Consider the following 19,606-nt stretch of genomic DNA (forward strand, 5'->3'; position numbering starts at 1 on the left):
CGGACGGCTCATCGCAGCGGGAATGCCGCGAGGAAGTTGCCACCCATCGAGATGACCGTCCTGGACTTCTCGTGTGCGATGAAACGGTTGCCGGTGGTCCGGTAGGAGTCCGTCGGAGCGTGGGACGAGAGATCGATAGCCCACAGTTTCGAGGCACGCCTGCTGTACGCGTGGTCGGTGCCGATCACAGGTACGGCCTTCAGATCCGCCTCGACGCCCTGGCCACCCTGCTCCTCCCACTTGACCCGGCCGCTCCCCGGATCGAGGGCGACCATTCCTAGGCCCTTCTCGATCGCGTACAACGTGCCGTTCTTCAGCGCCGGCGGCCCGTACGTGCGCCCCGGCCTCGAGGACTTCGACTCCCAGGCCGTTCGGCCATCACGGAGCCGCAGGGCCCGCAGCTCACCGGCGCCGAGATACAGGTGCCGTGCATCGGTGACCAGAGGCAGTTGCACGCTGCTCGCCTTGACCCCGGCAAGCGGGCGGTCCCAGCGGACGGCACCGCTTCGGGTGTCGCGTACGACGGCGTGGACGGTTCCGTCGTTGGCCTCCTGGAGCGCCACGAGGTCACGTCCCACGACGGCGGCGGACAGGAAGTACAACCGGACGGAACCCGATCGGCGGGCGGGCAGCGGTGTCGTCCACAGCCGTTTGCCGGTGCTCAGGTCGACGGCGAACAGGTACCAGGTCTGATTGGCCGTGAAGCGGGAGTGCACGAACTTCCCTCGACCGGCCACCACATAGGCGATGCCGTTCGCCGTGCACACCAGTTGGTCGCCCACGAGTTCCCCGTTGAACTCGGGCAGGGACACCTGGGGGTCGTTCAGCTCGCCGGTCAGAAGGTCGATGGACGTCACGAGCAGCGGATCCCCGCCCGCCTTGCCGCTGCTCGCGCCCTCGTCCGAGGGGCCCAGGCCGAGCACGCGTTCACCGTCGGTGGCGACCTGCCAGTCGCTGTCCATCAGGTTCGACGCCCACTGCCGTTGTCCCGTCTTCGCCGTCACTCCGATCAGGTGGGGTGCCACCGTCACGACCATGTCCCCGACCACGTGGAGTTGCCCGGGCTGCATGACCTCCTCGAAGAGGTCGTCCTCGTCGACCTGGATCTGCCAGATGGAGTCCAGCCGCTTCCGGGGCAGCAGTCTGTTGCTGGGCCCGGGGGCGGGCGGCCGGTCGGGACCCGATCCGCCCCGCTCGTTCCATGCCCATACTCCCGCCGTACCGGCCGCCGCGACGGCCAGCGTGGCTGTTCCGCCGGTGAGGAGCAGCCGGCGCCGGGACCAGCGTGCGGGAGCCACGGTCTCCGCCATGTCCGGCTCGTCCGCCGGAGCCAGGAGCCGTTGCGGCATGATCTGCCACACCTCGGCAGCCCGCCGGCCAATGTCCGCGAGGACCGCGTCCGGCAGGTGGTCGGCGAACTCGCCACTGCCGTCGTGCAACTCGGCGGCCAGCCAGTCGGTGGCCGGCCGGCGGAACGGGTTCTTGTCCAAGCACTGCGCGAGGAGGGGCACCAGGCTGCTCGGGACACCTGTCAGGTCGGGCTCGGCGTACTGGACCCGGTAGAGCAGGTCCGCTGCCTGCCCGTGGCCGAAGGGGGGACGACCGGTGGCGGCGAAGACGAGCAGTCCGGCGAGCGCGAAGACATCGCCCGCTGCCGAGTGCTCCTGCCCGCTCGCCTGTTCAGGCGACATGAAGGCAGGAGTGCCCACCGCCACCCCTACCCGGGTGAGGCGGTCGTCTCCGGCCGCGCGCGCGATGCCGAAGTCGATGATCTTCGGGCCGTAGGCGGTGAGGAGGACGTTGGACGGCTTGAGGTCGCGGTGAACGACGTCGGACGCGTGCAGCTGTCCCAGCGCACCGCACAGCGCCGCGCCGAGGGCCCGGACCGATTGCTCGGGCAGGGGCCCGCACAGCTCGACGGCGTCGTCGAGAGGCGGCCCGAGTACGTACTCGGTGGCGAACCAGGGGGTCTCGGCCCGCGGATCCGCGTCGACGACCCCGGCGCCGTACCGCTCCCCCACGACACGCGCCGCGTCGGTCTCCAGCCTGAAGCGGGTCCGGAAGGCGGTGTCGGAGGCGATGCGCGCGTGCATCGTCTTCAGCGCGACGGTGCGGCCGCCCGCGGTGCGGGCGAGGTAGACGGTCCCCATGCCGCCGCTGCCGAGGCGGGCGACCGGACGGTACGGGCCGAACGCCTGGGGGTCGTCGTGGGTGAGGGGGGAAGGCATGGGCCGTCGTCAGTCCGGGTGGTCAGCGGGTGGTGGGCGGGGCGGGCGCCGTGGACGCGACGGGGATCTCGGCCGTGAGAACGGCGCCCGACTGGTGGGCCAGGGCGGCGATGACACGGCCCGGGAGCCGGCCGGGGCCCGGCACGGGGGTGGCGCCGTCCCGCGTTCCGCCGTCGCCGGACAGGGCGCCGATCAGCTCGGTCAGTTGTGGGCGGGTGCTCGGATCGCGTGCGAGGCACCGGGAGAGGACCGTGCGGAGGGAGGGCGGGAGTTCGTCCCGTTCGGGCGTCGTGTGGCCGGTGGCCGCGTAGGCGAGGGTGGCCCCGAGGGCGTAGACGTCGCCCAGGGGGCGCGGGCGGCCGCCGGACGCCTGCTCCGGGGGCAGGCTGCCCGGCTCCAGGCCCGGCAGCCCGGAGCGGGGCGTACCGTCCGGGGCCGCCGCCCGTACCGCACCGAAGCAGGTGAGGCGGGGTCCGTCGGCGCAGAGGAGGACGGCCGCCGGTGACACGCCGGCGAAGGTCAGGCCCTGCCCGTGCAGCACGGCCAGGGTCTCCGCGAGGGCGACGCCGAGTGCGCGTACGGTCTGCTCGGGCAGTGGGCCGCCGTGCACCGCGAGGGCGGTCGGCAACGGGAGGGCGGGCAGGTAGGGGCGTGCGTGCCAGGCGGGCTCGCCGGGGGCGGCGAGGGCCGTGGCCGGGGCGGCGCAGGGGCCGAGGAGGTAGCGGGAGGCTTCTGCTTCGGCGAGGAAGCGCTGCGGGTCGCCTCCGAGCTGCGGGAGGGAGAGCAGGACGGTGTGCTGTCCGTCGTCGCTGCGGGCGATGTAGCGCCGTTCGGGCACGGGGATCCGGGTGCGGGGATCGTCCAGGGACGTGATGAGGGCGTACGGACCGACATGCCGCGACGACCGGCCGGCCGGGCCTTGCCCTCCTGTACCCGCCACGTCCGTGGCACCACCCGTGGCGTGCACGCTTCCCTGTCCTGTTTCCTCGGTCCTCTGGGTCTTCCCGGTCCTGGGCATGGCAGGGGGGTGGGCACCTCCCGTGCGTGCCCACCCCGGTGCTGCCTGTGCCCGTCGGCTCTGCTCGCGAGCCCTACATGAAGTAGCTGGCCGCCTTGCGGTCGCCGCCCTGGTAGTCACCGCCGGCCGCGTGCACGACCTTGCCGATCTGCTGGAGGGCCTCGTGGATGCCCTTGGCCTCGCGGTCCCAGGCGTGCTGCTGCTCGGTGTACGCGTTGTGGGCCTCGCCCTCCCACATGCTGGCGACGCCGGCGACCTTGTGCTTGATGGCCTCGAGGCCCTCTTCGAGCCGGCGCGCGTGGTCGGCCAGCTTGGTGGCGGTCTCGTCGAGGCTGCCGTAAGTGACGTCGAGCTCGCCGCTGTTGTTGGCACTCATGGTTGCTCCCTAACTGAGAGTGGTGGTCTGGAGGGGATCAGTAGGAGGACAGCGCCGAGTGCGCGCCACCGAGGTCGACGTCGATGCTCTGCACCTGCGAGCGGACCTCGTCCTCGGTGCCGTCCTTGATCTTCCGGGTGGTGCTCATGGCCTCGATGAACTTGGCGAGGATGTTGCCGATGCGGACCATGCGCTCGTTGATCTCGGTCTGCTTGGCGTTGAACGCGCCGGCGCCGATGCCCTTCCAGTGGCCCTCGAGGCTGTCGATGATGGCCTGCAGTTCCTTCAGCTGGCCCTTGATGCCCTCGAATCGGTGCAGAAGCTCCTTTTCGAGGACGACAATGTCCTTGTCACTTACCTTCTGACGCCCAGTCGCCATTGCGATGCCTTTCTTCGTGAACTGACCTTGCCATGCGCTGAGTCAGACACCAGCACGGATGGCAAGCGGGCCTCCGCCCACTCGGCGAGTGGGCGGGTGTACGGGAACCGCTCAGGCGTTACGGCGTGCACGCAGCACGGCGAAACCGGCGCCCCCGATGAGTAGTACGGCTGCCGCGGCGCCGATGACCACCCAGGTCTGGGTGCTGCCACCGGAGTCGGTGTCCTTCGCGGCGGAGGTGGGGCCGCTGGCGGAGCCGGCGTTCCTGGTCGGTCGGGTCGATGCCCCTGAGGAGGGCGCGGCCGAGGAGCCCCCGCCGGCCTTGGCGTCCTTGCCCGGGGCCGTTCCGTTCTCGGCGGCCAGGGGGTCGCTGCCGGCCGGGCCGGGGTCGATGTCCTTGTTGATCAGCACTCGGCGCGGGCGGAGGATGCCGTAGCCGAGGTAGGTGCTGGGCTTGTCCTTCGCCCAGGAACGACCGGCGGTGTCGATGAGGGTCCGGAGGACCTGGTTCGCCGTCCAGTCGGGGTGCGCTGACCAGACCAGCGCGGCGGAGGCGGAGGCGAGGGCGGTGGCGGAACTGGTTCCGTCGGTGTCGCAGTACCGGGTGAATGTGCCGTCACACCAGCCGGGGACGTGAACGCCGGGGGCGGCGAAGTCGACGTAGTTGCTCTTTGTGGAGAACTTGGCCACCGTGCCGGACTTGTCGATGGCTGACACGCCCACGACGTACGGGTATATGCCCGGATACTCACCCTTTCCTTTTTCGCCGCTATTACCAATAGAGGCGAACATCAATTTCCCCTTGGAAGCGGCGTACTTGACGGCCTCCGCTTCTTCGACGCTGCGATACGGACTGCCGAAGGACATGCTGATGATCTTGGCGTCACTGTCAGCAGCAGCCCGTATCGCCTCTGCAGGCAAGGGGAACTTTCCGTCGTATTTATCCTTGAGGAACTGCACGTGAATGGGAATGATCTTCGCGTCCGGCGCCAATCCCTTGACACCCCCGCCCGCTCCCGTACCGGCAATGACCTCAGCCATGGCTGTGCCATGGCCGTCACTATCCTTGGTCGCCTTGTACCCGACGGCCTCTGGCACTTGATGGGTCAGCACCTGGCCCTTGAGTGTCGAGGTCGCCGAATTGACACCTGTGTCGATGACGGCAACCTTCACCCCTTTACCAGTGCTGTACTTCCATAGCTCGTCGGCGGCCATTGTCTTCAGGTACCACTGCTTCGGCTGAATGTCCTCTGCCGCTGCTCCAGGAGCCAACCCAACTGACGCGATGGCCAATGTGCCCAGCGCCGAACACACTGCTGCCAGACGTCTCGCGGTGCACCTCGTCAGGAGGGCAGGAGTTCTGCCATGTCGGCTGGTCCCTGGCTTCATGCCTGTGTATGTCCTCGTTAGTGTTCAGTCGCTCGTCTTGGGAACTTCGCGCCGCTGCTGGGTCGGGCGGCTCTGCTCCTTCTCGGCGGCTCCTACCTTGCGGCCGGCACCACCATTCGCCCCCTGACGGTTGCCCACGGCACCACGGCCGATCCCCGCACCACTGGAGTCGGAGCCCTTCGCGGAGCTACGGGCAGAGCCGATGACGCCCTCGGGGTTACCCGCCGAGCGCAGCACCGCCTGGCCCGCACCGGATTCGGCGTTCGCCGTAGGAGTACCGACAACACCCCGCTGACCGAGAGCGCCCTTCTGCGGCATGGAGGAAGCCGGTTTCTCTGCGCCGACGACCGTGCCGCGCGGCACCCGAGGGCCGGGCGTTCCTCCAGGCGTACGGCCCGTGACGGGCTTGCCGCCCACGACACCGTTACGCGTCGGAGCCGTGGGGCCGGTTACTCCGGTCCGCCCGCCAGGCGTGTTGGTGGTTTTCGAGGTACCGCCAGTGACAGCGCGCCCCAGAGGCGTGCGACCGGACTGAACGGGTCCACGCGCACCCGGCTGGCCCGTCGGGGTCGTGCGCCCCGTGGCACGAGCGGGCTGCCCCGTCGGGCCCTGCGGCACTCGGCCGCCGGGCACGGAACGACCCGTCTGGCCCCCGGGACCCTGCGGCACGCGTCCGCCAGAGACAGCACGCCCGGGCTGGGCGGTGGGTCCCTGCGGTACCCGGCCGCCTCCGGTACCCAAAGGACCGGTGCGCCCCTGCGCGGTGACAGGCAGTCGGCCGGTCGGCCCATAGCCCGGGTTACGGCCGGCGGTCGGCGCAACGGGGGGCGCCATCGGCCCCGGGGGCATCGGTGGCGTCTGCCCGCCGCCTCCTGCGGTTGTAGGCAGAGTGGGTACCGGAGAGGTGGGCGGTGCGGCGGGCGCCTGAGGGGGCAGGGTGGTCGTGGTGTTGATTTCCGTGCCGACGTCGTGGCCGGAAGGCGCACTCGGTTCGTGGACTTCTTTGAGCGGCGGCATGTCTCCGCCTGTCACCACCGTCCTGTGCGGAGTCGGGGTAGTTCCGTGACCACCCGCCACACCTTCCCGAATGGCTGCGCGCGGATTCGACGTACCTGTCCCCGACTCGTACGGTCGGCGGTCCTCGCTTCGTGTTACCGGCTTGACCACCCCGACATCCGGGATCGCCTTGATCGGCTTGGGCTCGGGGTTCGTCTGCAAGCCCGTCGCGGCCACCGAGTAGTACGACCCAAGCCGGACCATCTGATTGATGGCGTCCTGGCGGTCCTTCTCGACCTTCTTGGCGAGCACGTAGTCCGGGTTGCTGTCGACCTGCTTGGCCTTGGGCAGCTTCGAGGGAAGCTTCTGCTCGGCGGCGGGCCGCGTGTCCCTGGGAGGCATGGACTTGCGCACGGAGGCCAGACCTGTGGCGGCAGTCGAGATGTGGGTCCCGGCGTTGTGCGCGTAGGTCTCCAGTTCCTTGGTGTAGATGAGGAGCGCCTGGGTCCACGTGTGGAACTGCTTGGCGCCCTCACCCTCCCAGTCCGCCAAGACCTTTTGGATGTTCTTGTGCAGGTCGGACGACGCGGTACTGACGGCGTCGCGGGCGTCCCACAGTGCCTTGCCGGCCATCTCCAGGTGCTCGGGGTTGGCGTGTTCCACCAGATCGATCATTGCGTTGAGATCGGTGTCATCGAACTGGGTCGAGCCGAACGGGGTGCCCCGGAACCACTTCTTCACGCCGCCGACCGTGTTGGCCACGGCGGACTCAACGTTCGACTGCTCCAGACCGGTCTTGTACTGGGGCTGCTTCTGCCAGTTGTTGTCGCTCAATTGCTGCTCACCCCCGCGGACTTGTGGTCCGTGTGCTGCCTCGTGTCCTTCCGCGGCTGCTCGTCATGGTGCTTGTTCTTGTCCGTCGCCTTCGCGTACTCGTCGTCGAGGTGGTTCTTGATCTTCCAGAACCGGCGCCTGACTTCGTCCTCGGACCCGTCGTACGTCGCGTCGGCCGAGTGAGCGGCGAGTGTCATGGCCTCGATCTGCAGGGCCAGGGTCTTCGACAGATGCATGAGGCGCTCGTGGACGTGCTCGTACTGCAAGTGGAGGTCCTGCGCCTCGCTGAACGGAACCTGGCTGCCACTGAACGAAGCCCGGCTGAGCGCGTGGTCTGCAAGCTTGGACGAACTGCCCGGAGATTGCTCGAACTTGCGCAGGGCTTTGTCCACGTCGTTCTTGAACTGGGACAGCACCTCGACGCCACGCCTCAGATCCGAGCGGCCACCGTCACCCACCGCAACCCCTTCCCCGTTTCCCCGTTCGCACAACCTCGACGGACCGGGGCGGCGGGCACCCACCCCCGGATCCATCACAGCCCACTGTAGTCACTGTGCAATTCACGGCCAACTGAACTCTGCGACGGTTCAGTTGCAATGGCGTCCCGAAGCGACCGGTCCTTGACCGGTCAGGAGCGACAAGGCGGTCAATAGAGACAGAAGGGTTCCGGTATCTGCGCAGAAGCTTCACATGCGCGGGTCAGGCACGGCGCTGGAGGTAGTTCGGGAGGGAACTTTGCAAGCTGAAACTTCACCCCCGGGCCGCCGGTTCGTCCTTGCCGAACAGTTCGGGCCCGAATCGCCGGGCGAACCCGGCGAGGTGGCCGCCCGCGATCGGCAAGCCCACCTCCGCCGAATATTCACGCCCGACTCTTCCCGCATGGCGGACATGGCACAAATTTTCCCTCACCTTGGTTGCTAGCGTGGCCCCCCACCGGACCGGGTGCGGAGGAGGGAGCCCTTCCATGGCGTGGGACGAATGGGAGCGACTCAAGGCGGACGCTGCCCAGGGGCAGTCGGCGCACATGCAGCTCAACCAGGTCGACCCGGGAGGAGGCGGCTCAGCCACCCTGCCCGGCAAGACCGGTGACCTCAAGGTCGGCCACAAGGACCTGGAGAAGATAGGCGGCGCCGCCCACCATCTCTACAACCAGCTCTGGGACAAGGCCCGTGTGGCGACCCCCAGCAGCGACTCCGCGGCCGGTGACCTCTCCAAGCAGGGCTTCGCCCTCGGCGCCGGACTCCAGCACGTTTCGAACCGCTGGGAGGAGCAGCTGAAGTCCTTGATGGACGCCTGCGCCCAGATCTCCAACCACATGCAGACCACCAAGGCCGTGCACGCGAACGACGAGCACTACATCCAGCGGCAGATGAGCAGCATCGACGTGCTGGACGCCGGGTTCGACGAGCGGGTCGGGACGCCGGGTGACAAGAACACCTACGGGGACGACGGCAACGGCAAGGGAAAGCAGAAGGAGTAGCGGCGTCGGGTTGCTGACGACGCAGACGACCACCCCATCCGGCAGCGCTACCCCCTGGGACGGCCACCAATGGACTTCAACGCCCTCTACCACGCCAACTTCAAGTTGCTCGACGACGCCGTCAGCGAGTGGTCGACGCTGGTGAAGCACCTCGTGGACCTGAAGAAGGACGCTGAGGACGGCCTGCACCAGGCTGCCGCCAAGGCCGACTGGGCCGGGGTGAACGCCCAGGTCTCCAAGCAGTTCATAGGCAGGACGGCCGGCGAGTTCGGCGATGCCCACACACAGGCCGCCACCATCCACAACATCCTGCGGGACACCCAGGGCGAGCTGAAGTCGTACCACCAGCAGCTGACCGACGCCGTTTCCCGCGGACAGAAGAAGAACCTCACCGTCGTCGACACCGGCGGGGGCAAGTTCACGGTCATGGGCAACACACGGCCCGACTGGAACTCCGACCCCAGCGGCAGGACGAGTACGACCGACCAGAAGGACGTCGACGACCTCCGGAACGAGATCCAGGGCATCCTCGGCAAGGCCACCGAGAGCGACAACACGGCCAAGGACGTCCTAGTGGCGATCGTCGACCAGGCCCGGCTGGGCTTCTCCGGCGCCGACTACAAGGATCGTGATGCCGCGGCCGACGCCGTCAAGGCGGCCGACGAGCTGGCCAAGCTCGCGAAGAAGGGCCCCGACGACCTGTCCGTGGAGGACTTCGACCGGCTCAACGCGGGGCTGAAGGCCCACCACGACGATCCACTGTTCTCGGAGCGGTTCGCGAAGGACCTGGGTCCGGAGAAGACCCTGTCGTTCTGGGCCGACATAAGTGACTCCCAGGTCTCCCCCGAGGTGAACCGGGAACGAAGGGAGCAGTTGGGGGAGTTGCAGAAGAACCTCGGCCTCACCCTCGCCGCCGCCACCCAGAGCGACACGGCCGACATGACCGAGTGGAAGCGGCACATGGTGGACATCGGTGACCAGGAGGTCGGCGGGAAGCGCGGCGGTCTCCTCGGGTTCCAGGTCATGAGCAACCTCATGCGGGCGGGGGACTACGACGACGACTTCATGAAGCAGTACGGCAAGAGCCTCATGGAGACGGAACGGAAGTTCACGAGTGACGGAAGACACGGGGCCTGGCAGCGGATGGGATTCAGTCCGTACCTGAACCACATGAAGGGCGACACCGGCTTCGATCCCGTCTCGGGTTACCTCAAGGGGCTTTCCAACAACCCCGGCGCCGCGACCGATTTCTTCAACGACGACTTCATTCCGAAGGACGGCGACCACAAGCACGCCGTGTCCAACTTCAAGTACCTCTTCGAAGACCGTCACTGGCCGCACGAGAGCAACAGCGACGTGATGAGCCGCGGCGAGAGCACGGACGGCCGCAACAACCTCGCGTCGGCGCTCGAGGCCGCCACGACGGGGCATCCCGCGGGTGAGCTGCCCACCGGCGACACGCCGGCGCACAGTCCGGGCCAGGCCAAGCTGTTCGAGGACATCGTGTCATCGATCTCGGACGACAACGGGCGCCTTACGGATCACAGTTACATGTCGGACAGCATGGGGCAGATCGCGTCCGAGTACCTTCCGGACATCGACCGTGCCACGACCGACGTGGACCGGCACCCCGGCAAGAACGACGCGGCCGGTCAAGCGGCATGGGAGCGCCTCCAGAAGCTGTACCCCGTCCAGGGCTCGGCTGCCGAAGTGAGTCACAGCGATGTCTCGCGTTTCCTCTTCGCCGTCGGCCAGGACCCTCACGGTTATGCCGCTGTCGAGGTGGGTCAGAAGGCGTACATGGGGAAGCTGCTGGAGTACCACCTCGATCCGGATCTGCCCGAGGGGCAGCGGCCTGATCACGACATGGAGCTCACGGTCCGGGACATCGCCCGCCACTCCGGTCAGGTCTCCGGAACCCTGGCGATGGGACGCAACGAGGCGGTCGCAGGACCGGCCGATGTCAAGGACAAGGACTTCGACCACTCGGTGGCCCAGTGGAAGAACCTCCTGTCCGGCACCGTGGGCACGGGTGTCGGCGTCGGCACGTCCTTCATCGCGTCTCCGGCCGTGGGAGCCGGCGTCGGTGGCGCCGCCGGAACCGCGACCAGCATGATGCTGGAGGAGCTCTTCAAGGACGCCGAAGGCAGCGCCAAGGACGAAGCCGGTGCCAAGATCGGCAAGGACTGGGAGAACGGCAACCAGGCCAACATGAAGTACACCAGCGCGGCCGCTTACAACGCGGCCGAGCAGTACCACTTGAACGGTGACGTGGCCACGTGGGCGGAGCAGTCCTCCTCCCAGGGCTTCCTGGAGGGCGGCGGGTACATGGAACGAGTCGGCGCCGAACTCGTCACGGACATCTGATGTCCGGGGCGGGCCGGCCGGAGAAGGCCGGGTATGCGATGGCTCGACCGGTTGCGGCGGCCGCGGCGGCGCTCGCGGTGCTGGGTCCGATCGCCGCCTGCTCGGGGGCCGACGGCGGGAAGGAGAAGGAGTACGACGTACCCAGGGCGTTCTGCGGTGTCCAGGTCGATCCCGCCCTGGTCTCGCCGCTCCTCCCGGCGGGCGCGAAGATCGAGGTCGGGGCGACACGTCCCGTGCCTTCCAGGAAGAACTGCCGTGTTGACGTCGACGGCCACTGGGCGATGACGCTGAACCTGGAATGGTGGGAGGCGGACGTGTCCAGCACCCTGGTCGCGTCCGGGAACCCACGGCTGGAGAAGGCCCGGATGTCCCCCGACGGCAACTTCTACAGCGGTGCGGGTGCCGTCGAACTGGTCAAGGGCTGCGAGAACCCTCGTCACTCCCGGCAGGTGCTGTACACCTCGGTGCAGCTCAGCGACCCGGAGCTGGGTGACGGCGCCGCGATGAAGAAGTTGGCCACCGCGTTCACCAGGGCCGTTGGGCGCTCCGATGAGTGCTCCGAGTAGCCGTTCATGAGTGCGGCTGAGGGACGCGAGCGCCGTTGCGGTCCGTGGCTCGCTGCGGCCGCCGTCGGGGTCCTCGCAGTGGCCGGGGTGGCCGCCTGGCAGATGTGGCCGTCCGGGGAGCCCGACGTCGCCGTACCGGCGCGTGTCTGCGAAGGCGCCCTTCCCGGAACGGAGGTGAAGGCGCTCCTGCCGGAGAAGGGCAAGCAGTTCTCGCAGTGGCACACCGGAGTCTTCAACCCGGAGGAGCCGTACACCAGGGCGGCGCCCGGCACCTGCAAGGTGTACGGCGGGGGCAGGGCGGTGAGGATCGAACACCTCCTCTACTCCGGCTCGGACTACACCATGAAGGACGTGGCCCGCGACGCCGGTGCCGCCGGCGCCACCCCGATCGCGCTCGGTGCGGCCGCGGGGTTCCACAAGGGTGACACCACCTCGCTGTTCATCGACTGCTCGTCCGATCAGGGCAAGGCGGTGGTGGAGGTCGATGTCACGTACCGGAAGACGTCCGACCGGGCGGTGATCCGGACCATGGCCTCACTGGCCGCCGACACCCTGCGGCTGGAGGCCCGCGGACTGTGGGACTGCGACGGCGCGGAGCGCCTGCCGAACGGCAGTCCGCGGGTCGGCTGAGCGGCGCCGTGGAGAGGTGCCTTCTCCGAAGCGCTCATCGCGCGTGCTGAACAGCGACCCTGCCCGCATGCCTCTCGGGGCCCTCCCGATGAGGCTCGGGCCCCTCACGTTCGGCTTGGTCAGCGCGTCGGCCACCTGCCTCCCGCAGGGGCGCGGCGCCTGCGGCGGGCGTCTCGGAGTGCCACCGCGCCGCCGCTCAGGCCCGCCACCAGTACCGCCACGCCGATCGCGACGTAGGTCGCGATACGGGCCGTGCGTTCCTGGGGGGTCTCGCCGAGTGTCAGCCTGGCGGGGGTGGGGGCCTCCGCGTGGGTGAGGCCGGGGTCGGGGCGGGGGGACTCGATCGGGTGATCGTCCTCCGTGAGGGCGCGTACCGGGTCCACCACTCCCCAGCCGACCCGGATGTCGTGGCCTGCGATGGAGCGTTCGGCGGTCTGCTCGATCTGGGCCACGACCTCGCGGGGCGTCCAGCGGGGGTGCTTGGCCTTGATCAGTGCGGCCACGCCCGCCACGTAGGGGGCGGAGAAGCTCGTGCCGTTGTCCGGGCAGTGGCCGCCCTTGGGGACCGTGGAGATCATGTCGACGCCCGGGGCGGCCACGCCGACGAAGTCGCCCGACTGGGAGAAGGCCGCACGTTCGTTGTTGCGGTCGGAGGCGGCGACGGCGAGGACGCCCTTGAAGGACGCGGGGTAGGTCTTCTTCTCGTTGCCGCCGACGCCGTCGTTGCCCGCCGAGGCGACCACCACGATGTTGGCCGCCAGTGCCTCGTCGACCGCTCGTTGCAGGTCGTCGTCGGGGACGACGGCGTTGGTCGTGTCCTGGGAGATGTTGATGACGCCGGCCTTGGACTTGATCGCGTGCCGGATGGCGCGGGCCAGGGTGTCGGCCGTGCCGTGGCCCTCCGCGTCGTTCTGCTTGATCGGGATGATGGTGGCCTCGGGGGCGAGGCCGACGAAGCCGGTGCCGTCCATGGGGCGCGCGGCGATGATGCCCGCCACGCGCGTTCCGTGGCCGACCGTGTCGGTCGTGCCCTTGGAGTTGCCGCGTTCGATCGGCTGGCCCTTGCCGTCCTTCGTGGGCAGGAAGTTGGCGCCCAGGGAGGCGTCCACGGCGTGCGTGAGCTGGGGGTTGGCCGTGTCGACGCCCGTGTCGATGACGGCGACCCGCACGTTCTTGCCCTTGGACTGGGTCCACAGCTCGTCGAGGTTGACGCGCTGCAGGGCCCAGGGGGTGCCGGTGTACTTGTGGTTGGTCCTGGAGAACGTGCACTGGTCGGACCCGGAGTCCGCCGTGGCCCCCGGCGCCGCCAGCAGGGTGGTGACCGTGGCCAGGGCCGCCACCAGGGTCGTGCGGGTGCGGAGCGAGGGCGTCGTCGCACTGCTCAGGAGCATCGTCGTACTCCTCACGAGCCCTGCGGCTGGCGGGCCGCCGCCGTCGACAGGCGCGGGCCGGTCGGCAGGAACTCCGACCACGCCAGCGGGATGGGCGCCGGCTTCACTCCGGCGTAGCCGAGGCGGGTCTGCGCCAGCTTGGCCTCCTGCTGGAGCTGCTTGTGCTGCTTGTCGGAGATGCCGATGCCCTTGGCGCCGGTGGCGCTGTCGTCGTTGGACTGCAGCGCGTAGCGCAGGCCGGTGTCGGTGACCAGGAAGACCTGGCCGGCCTTGGTCTCCTCGCCCTGGAACTGGCGGTAGAGCTGGCCGGAACCCGCGGTGACGTACGCGCTGGAGGAGCCGGTGGGCAGGACCGCCGGGAACTCGGTGCCGGCCCAGGTGCTCAGCGTCGTCCGGCCGTTGCCGGGGTCGACGTGGTCGAGGATGTTGCAGACGGTGTTGCGGCTGCCGACGGTGGTGGCCGGGTCGTTGACCGCGGTCGGCTTCCGGGTGGGCCACTTGTGTTCGGAGGCGAACGGCCGGCCGCGGGTGATGGCGCCCGCGCTGACCTCCTGGGGGTGCCCGGCCTGGCCGAGTTTCACGAGGTCCTTGCTGACCAGCAGCAGCTCGGCGACGAAGTCGGAGACGGGGGCGACCCGGCCGGGCAGCACGACGAAGTACTGCTCCTGGCCGTTGACCGGTGCCCTGAGCACCATGCCGACGCGGTTGGCCCGCTGGTCCAGCTGCCCGGGGGCGTTGGCGGCGGCGGACGGCACACCCTCGACCGACGGGAAGGTGATCGGGTCCCCCTCGTGCAGGGTCCGGATCCACTCCCTGGTCACTCGCTGCGGTGTGGGGTCGGCGCCGACGAGGGTCTGCAGGAGCAGGCTGTCGCCGGAGTCCACCGGGTACGCCCAGCCGTGGGCGTCGACGATGTACTGCTTCTTGTCCGGGGTGACGACGTGGAGGAGTTCGCCGCCGTGCAGCTTCTCCTTGGTGTCGCTGAGCCTGGCCCGGTCGCGCTCGGCCAGGACGAAGGCCGCCTTCTGGATGGAGCCGCCGCTGCCGCTGGGGCGCTCGCAGACGGCCCACTGCTTGTCCGCCGCGGCCTCCTTGTCGGAGGGGAGGCGGTCGGGGGCGTAGGGGATGCCGATGGTGACGCCGTGCGGGATCTTGCCGTTGTCGAGGATGGACTCGTCGACGGTGACGACGTCGACGTCGCTCTGGGTGTTGAGGACGAGTTTCGCGGACGCCATGTTGAGAACCGGGTGCAGCTGGGTCTTGTGGTCCGTCTTCAGCACCACGTACCGGGTGGTGGACTTGCTCGCGATGATCACCTTCTGGCCCGGCTGGTCCCAGCCCTGCGGCGCCGTAGGCTTGAACATGCCCCAGGCGCCGAACGCGGCGAGGACGACCACGCCGACGATCGCGCCGGGCAGGATGGCGCGCAACGGCCGCGGCGCCCCCTCGTCGGAGGCATCCGGTGACGACTGGACGAACGACGCGAGCATGCGGCGCTTCGCGAAGGTGTAGGCGTTGAGTTGGTCCCGCCGAGATGCCATCTGTGCCTGTTTCTCCCCGTGTCTCACGCGGAGCGCGCCCGGGGACCACGCTCCCCCGCCCTCCGTTGTCGGACCCGGCCCCTACTATGCCTGGTACGAAGCGGGTCTCGTGGAACGGGTAGGGTACCTGGGCCCTCAAGGGCCTTGTTCAGTGGCCTGGTTCCAGTGAGTTGTGAGCAAATCGGGGGGATGGAGTGATGGCTTCCGGGACGCGGACGCGCACGCGCGGCCGGTCGGCGGCACGAGGCCGTGCGGCCGGGTCCGCGCCGGGCCCGCGCGAGGCGTCGGCCCAGCGCGGCGCGGCGCGGCAGTCGGTCACGCTCGGCCTCAGGGCCCGGCCGGGGCAGGCCGGTTCGTTCCGTTTGCAACGGCTCGTGCTGGTGGAGCTGGCGGCCGCGGTGCTGGTCGTCGGCTGGGTCATCGGCATGATGGCGCTGGTGCCGGCCGGGGTCGTCGCCCTGACGCTGGTGCTGCTGGCCTTCGTGCGGCGGCGGGGCCGCTCGCTGCCGGAGTGGCTGGCCACCGCCCGGGAACTGCGGGCGCGTCAGAAGCGGGCCGCGGACACCGGGATACCGCCGGGCACGGAGCCCGGACTGGTTCCGGCGGTGGAGTGCGAGCCCGCCCTGCGCACGTACTCCTACGGGTCACGCGACCGGCGGCCCGTCGGGATCGTCGGGGACGGCACCTTCGTCACCGCCGTGCTCCAGGTGGAGGCCGACGCCACCGCGCTGCGGGCCGAGCGGACCCGTCAGCCTCTGCCACTGGGGCTGGTGCGGGACGCGCTGGCGGTGGACGGCATCCGGCTGGAGTCGGCGCAGGTCGTGCTGCACACGCAGCCCGCGCCCGCCCTGCACCTGCCCCAGCAGTCCGTGGCGGTCGCCAACTACCAGCCGTTGCAGGAGCAGACGGGCGCCCCGGCCGTGCGCATCACCTGGGTCGCGCTGAAGCTCGATCCCGAGCTGTGCGCCGAGGCCGTGGCCGCGCGCGGGGGCGGGCTGACGGGGGCGCAGAAGTGCGTCGTGCGGGCGGCGGACCATCTGGCTAGCAGGCTGACCGGCGCCGGGTTCCGGGCGCGGGTGCTCGACGAGGAGGAGCTGATCGCCGCGCTCGCCACCTCGGCGTGCGCCAACCCGCTGGTCACCGCCGAGGCGGGGCGCAGCGAGGCGCGGGAGCGGCGGACGGAGGAGTCGGGGCGCAGCTGGCGCTGCGACAACCGGCGGCACACCACGTACTGGGTCAGGCGCTGGCCCGAACTGGGTGGCGGCAGGGGCGAGTCGCTGCCGCAGTTCGTCGCGCGGGTCACGGCGATACCGGCCCTGGCCACCACCTTCAGTCTCACCCTGACGTCCGGGGAGCGGCAGGAGGTCTCGTTGTGCGGGCACGTGCGGGTGACCGGGCGCAGTGACGACGAACTCGTCGCGGCACGGCGTGCGCTGGAGGATGCGGCACGGCAGACCGGTGCCGGTCTGGCCCGCCTCGACCGTGAGCAACTGCCCGGCATGCTGGCCACGCTGCCCCTCGGAGGTGCACGGTGACGACCATTCCGACGACTTCCCCGGCGCCGGACGCGCGCGCGGCGCAGGAGCCGTCCGGGCCGCGGAGGATGGGTGAGCGGCTGCGCAACGGTCTCGGTCTGATCGGGCCCCGGCACGGCCGGCACGGGCTGTCCGTACAGCAGTTGGACGCGCTGGCCCTGCCCATCGGGGACGACGGCGTGGTCGCGGGCGTGGACGCCGAGGGACAGCCCGCCGTCCTGGGCATCAACCGGCCCACGCCGTACGACGTCGTGCTGATCGGCGGTCTGTGGACCGCGCAGGTGCTCGCGCTGCGCTCCGCGGCGACGGGTGCCCGGGTCGCCGTCGAGACCGGCCGGCCGCAGGCCTGGATGCAGATGGTGCACGCGATGGGCGGCGGGCAGAACGGCCTGTCGGTGTACGAGGTCGGGCGGGTGCCCCCGCAGGGCGCCTCCGCCGGTACGCCGGTGCTGGTGGTCCGCGACTGCGGTATGCGGCCGCCGCGCGGCAGAGTGGTGTCCGGGCCCTGGCAGTCGGTGCTGACGCTGCTGCCCTATCTCAGCCCGGTCGCACCCCGGCTGCTGCGGCAGGCGCGGCTCGCCGGCATCCAGCGGGTCTCGCCGGACGAGGCGGCCGAACTGGGGCGCACCATGGGCCTGTCGCGGACCGAGGTGGAGTCGCTGCCGGGGCTTCCCGACGGCGTCACGCTGTGGTGCACCGACCGTGACCGGCAGTACGTGATGACCCAACCGACCGACGCCGAGATCGGATTGCTGGGCACGCCGCGCCGGATGGACTGAACCGCCCGTCCTGTCCCTCTTTGTTCGCCGGGTGGTTCGCTTCCGGTCGGCCGAGGGGTGGGCGGGCCTGCCGTGGTGCGGCTCGTGGTGATTAGGCTGGGAGCGGGCGCGATGGCAGGTCCCGTGCACCGGGCGTCGCTGTTCGCGGGGGAGCACCGCTGAACCGGACTGCCTCGAACGACTACGGACGCATCGGAACCACACGACATGGTCGCCCCGGCACGGCATGAGGGTGCTCGACCACACCAGGAGGAACTGTGAACAGCGATCGGGACGGGATGCGCGGGGGCTGGGCTTCACCCGGCGATGACCAGCCCGACGCGGAAGCAGTCGAGACCACCGGCGAGTTCACCATCGACTACGCTCCACCCGCCTGGTACACGCAGAACGCGTCCGGGCCGTCGGGCTCCGCCGGTACGGCGACGGGACCGGGGGGCGCGGGCGGGTTCGCCGGGCCGTACGGTTCCGACACCGCGGGAGGTCAGGGCGGTCCGGCCCCTTCGGCGGTGCCGTCGTTCCCGCCGGGCACGCCGGTTCCCGGGCCGACGTCGCCTGCCCCCGCCGCCCAGCCTTCCGGTACGCCGCCGCAGGGGACGCCGTACACGCCGCCGCAGGGCACCGCGTACACCCCGCCGCCCCCACCCGGGCCGGCGGAGGGCGCGCCCTTCGCTCCGCCCGCGGCACAGCCCGCGCCGCCGGTCGGCAACCCCGTCCCGATGCCGAGGCTGCCCGAGGGTTTCGAACCGCAGTCGGCGCAGCCGCATCAGCCGCAACCGGCGCAGCCCGTTCAGTCACAGCCCGCACAGCCGGTTCAGCCGGTTCAGCCGGTTCAGCCGGAGGGCGCGGCCGCTTCCGCCGTACCCGAGCCGCGAGCGGGCAACGGGGACCTGGAGAGCGGGGCGACCATGCGGTTCTCCGCCGTCGCCCTGAAGCGCGAGATGGCCGAGATCGCCGAGCGGACCGAGCGGGCCGCTGCCGCCGCGGAGGCGGGCGGTGCGCAGGCCTCCGGGGCTCCTGAGGTTTCCGGCGGTTCCGGCGACGCGGCCCCCGCGGAGGGCACGGCGCCTGCCGACGGTGACGCCGCGAGCGTCGCCGGTGCCGAGGGCGACCGGGCCGGGGAGGCCGGTACCGAGGAGGCCGAGGTCACCGGTGCTGAGGCCGACGTCACCGGTGCGGAAGGCGCTCCGGAGGCTGCCGTGACGCCCGGCGCGTCCGACGAGGGCACGGAGGACAGCGCTGGGAAGCCCAGCGACGCGACCGGGGCTCAGGGAGGTGCGGTCGCGGACGCCGCTGCCGACGACGCCTCCGACACCTCCGAGGCCTCCGAGTCCGGCGCGGTCGGCGCGGTCGGCGCGGTCGGCGGCCGGCCGTCGGACGAGGCCGACGCCGAGACCGTCTCCGAGGCCGCCGGCGACGCCTCCCCCGAGGCTTTCGGGACGGTCACCGTGCCGGAAGGCCCCGCGGAGAGCGGGGAGCCCGGTGCGACGGAGTCCGCGGACGCCGTGGTCCAGGACGCGGCGGCTCAGGAGAGCACGTCGCAGCCCGGAACGCCGGACGGCGGCGCGCAGCAGGAGGACACGTCCCAGAGCGGGGCCGCGCAAGCCGTCGTCCCGCCCGCTCCACCGGTTGCGCGGGACGCGCAGCCCGGCTGGACTCCCCCGCCCGCGCCGCAGGGCGGGATGCCGCCGCTGCCGCCCGCGTACCAGCCCGCCGCCCCGGCCGCCGCGGACCAGTGGGCCGTGCAGGCCGGGCCGCAGCAGCCCGCCCCGCAGCAGCCGGGCCCGATGCCCGGCCAGCAGCCGCCGTTCCAGCCGCAGGCCCCGCAGCCGGCGCCCGCCGCCTGGGGACAGCAGTCTCCGGAGAATCCGCAGAGCCCCGCGGACCGGCCCGGCGCGCCCGTCGCGCCGCCCGCTCCCGCACAGGCCGGACCGCAGCCGCACCCGGCAGGCCCCACCGCGCCGAACGGCGGCTACGGCTTCCCGCAGCCCCCGGCGCCCCGGCCGGCCCCCGACCCGCAGGCGCAGCCCGGCGGTTACGGTTTCCCCCAGAACCAGGCACCCCAGCCGCCCGCCAACCCACAAGCACAGCCCGGCGGTT

At 70.6% G+C, this 19,606-nt stretch carries 16 protein-coding genes; 7 read left to right on the plus strand and 9 right to left on the minus strand.

What is annotated here, in order from left to right; translation table 11 throughout:
• Positions 1–8 precede the first annotated feature (8 nt).
• The 7 genes from IE177_RS33760 to IE177_RS33790 all read right to left on the minus strand — a co-directional run bounded on the left by IE177_RS33760 (position 9) and on the right by IE177_RS33790 (position 7,678).
• Positions 9–2,228 (minus strand): serine/threonine-protein kinase, encoded by a 2,220-nt coding sequence (locus tag IE177_RS33760; protein ID WP_190019301.1) that lies wholly within the window; start codon positions 2,226–2,228, stop codon positions 9–11.
• Between the two features lie 22 nt (positions 2,229–2,250).
• Complete coding sequence (locus IE177_RS33765; protein ID WP_373305226.1) at positions 2,251–3,072, minus strand: protein kinase family protein; 822 nt, start codon at positions 3,070–3,072, stop codon at positions 2,251–2,253.
• Between the two features lie 247 nt (positions 3,073–3,319).
• Complete coding sequence (locus IE177_RS33770) at positions 3,320–3,622, minus strand: WXG100 family type VII secretion target (protein ID WP_190019302.1); 303 nt, start codon at positions 3,620–3,622, stop codon at positions 3,320–3,322.
• Between the two features lie 37 nt (positions 3,623–3,659).
• Positions 3,660–4,001: a WXG100 family type VII secretion target gene (locus IE177_RS33775; protein ID WP_190019303.1), complete on the minus strand. Its 342-nt coding sequence runs from the start codon at positions 3,999–4,001 to the stop codon at positions 3,660–3,662.
• A 111-nt stretch (positions 4,002–4,112) separates the two neighbouring features.
• Complete coding sequence (locus IE177_RS33780) at positions 4,113–5,216, minus strand: S8 family serine peptidase (RefSeq protein WP_229816388.1); 1,104 nt, start codon at positions 5,214–5,216, stop codon at positions 4,113–4,115.
• Between the two features lie 198 nt (positions 5,217–5,414).
• A complete protein-coding gene (locus IE177_RS33785) occupies positions 5,415–7,220 on the minus strand; it encodes a hypothetical protein (protein WP_190019305.1) in 1,806 nt (601 codons plus the stop codon).
• Positions 7,217–7,678, minus strand: a complete 462-nt coding sequence (locus IE177_RS33790) for a DUF2563 family protein (protein WP_190019306.1) — start codon at positions 7,676–7,678, stop codon at positions 7,217–7,219. The genes IE177_RS33785 and IE177_RS33790 overlap by 4 nt, the downstream gene beginning before the upstream one ends.
• 506 nt (positions 7,679–8,184) lie before the next feature.
• On the opposite strand from IE177_RS33790, the gene IE177_RS33795 reads away from it, so the two are divergent.
• The 4 genes from IE177_RS33795 to IE177_RS33810 all read left to right on the plus strand — a co-directional run bounded on the left by IE177_RS33795 (position 8,185) and on the right by IE177_RS33810 (position 12,263).
• Positions 8,185–8,700, plus strand: coding sequence for a hypothetical protein (locus IE177_RS33795; protein WP_190019307.1), 516 nt, complete (start codon positions 8,185–8,187; stop codon positions 8,698–8,700).
• A 69-nt stretch (positions 8,701–8,769) separates the two neighbouring features.
• The gene (locus IE177_RS33800; protein WP_190019308.1) at positions 8,770–11,067 is read left to right on the plus strand and encodes a hypothetical protein; all 2,298 of its coding nucleotides are present in this window, start codon (positions 8,770–8,772) and stop codon (positions 11,065–11,067) included.
• 38 nt (positions 11,068–11,105) lie between these two features.
• The gene (locus IE177_RS33805; RefSeq protein WP_190019309.1) at positions 11,106–11,633 is read left to right on the plus strand and encodes a hypothetical protein; all 528 of its coding nucleotides are present in this window, start codon (positions 11,106–11,108) and stop codon (positions 11,631–11,633) included.
• Between the two features lie 6 nt (positions 11,634–11,639).
• Complete coding sequence (locus IE177_RS33810; RefSeq protein ID WP_190019310.1) at positions 11,640–12,263, plus strand: hypothetical protein; 624 nt, start codon at positions 11,640–11,642, stop codon at positions 12,261–12,263.
• A 119-nt stretch (positions 12,264–12,382) separates the two neighbouring features.
• On the opposite strand, the gene mycP is transcribed toward IE177_RS33810, so the two are convergent.
• Positions 12,383–13,654, minus strand: coding sequence for a type VII secretion-associated serine protease mycosin (gene mycP / locus IE177_RS33815; RefSeq protein ID WP_190019311.1), 1,272 nt, complete (start codon positions 13,652–13,654; stop codon positions 12,383–12,385).
• Between the two features lie 11 nt (positions 13,655–13,665).
• Positions 13,666–15,195 (minus strand): type VII secretion protein EccB, encoded by a 1,530-nt coding sequence (gene eccB, locus IE177_RS33820; RefSeq protein WP_190019312.1) that lies wholly within the window; start codon positions 15,193–15,195, stop codon positions 13,666–13,668.
• Between the two features lie 197 nt (positions 15,196–15,392).
• Between eccB and eccE the strand changes: the two genes are divergently transcribed.
• The 3 genes from eccE to IE177_RS35535 all read left to right on the plus strand — a co-directional run.
• A complete protein-coding gene (gene eccE, locus IE177_RS33825) occupies positions 15,393–16,730 on the plus strand; it encodes a type VII secretion protein EccE (RefSeq protein WP_190019313.1) in 1,338 nt (445 codons plus the stop codon).
• A complete protein-coding gene (locus tag IE177_RS33830) occupies positions 16,727–17,509 on the plus strand; it encodes a hypothetical protein (RefSeq protein WP_190019314.1) in 783 nt (260 codons plus the stop codon). Before eccE ends, IE177_RS33830 begins: the two co-directional genes overlap by 4 nt.
• 257 nt (positions 17,510–17,766) lie before the next feature.
• The coding region (locus IE177_RS35535; RefSeq protein ID WP_268253199.1) for an SCO5717 family growth-regulating ATPase at positions 17,767–19,606 on the plus strand (1,840 nt) is incomplete at its 3' end.

The organism is Streptomyces lucensis JCM 4490, from assembly GCF_014650035.1.
Classification (GTDB): domain Bacteria; phylum Actinomycetota; class Actinomycetes; order Streptomycetales; family Streptomycetaceae; genus Streptomyces; species Streptomyces lucensis.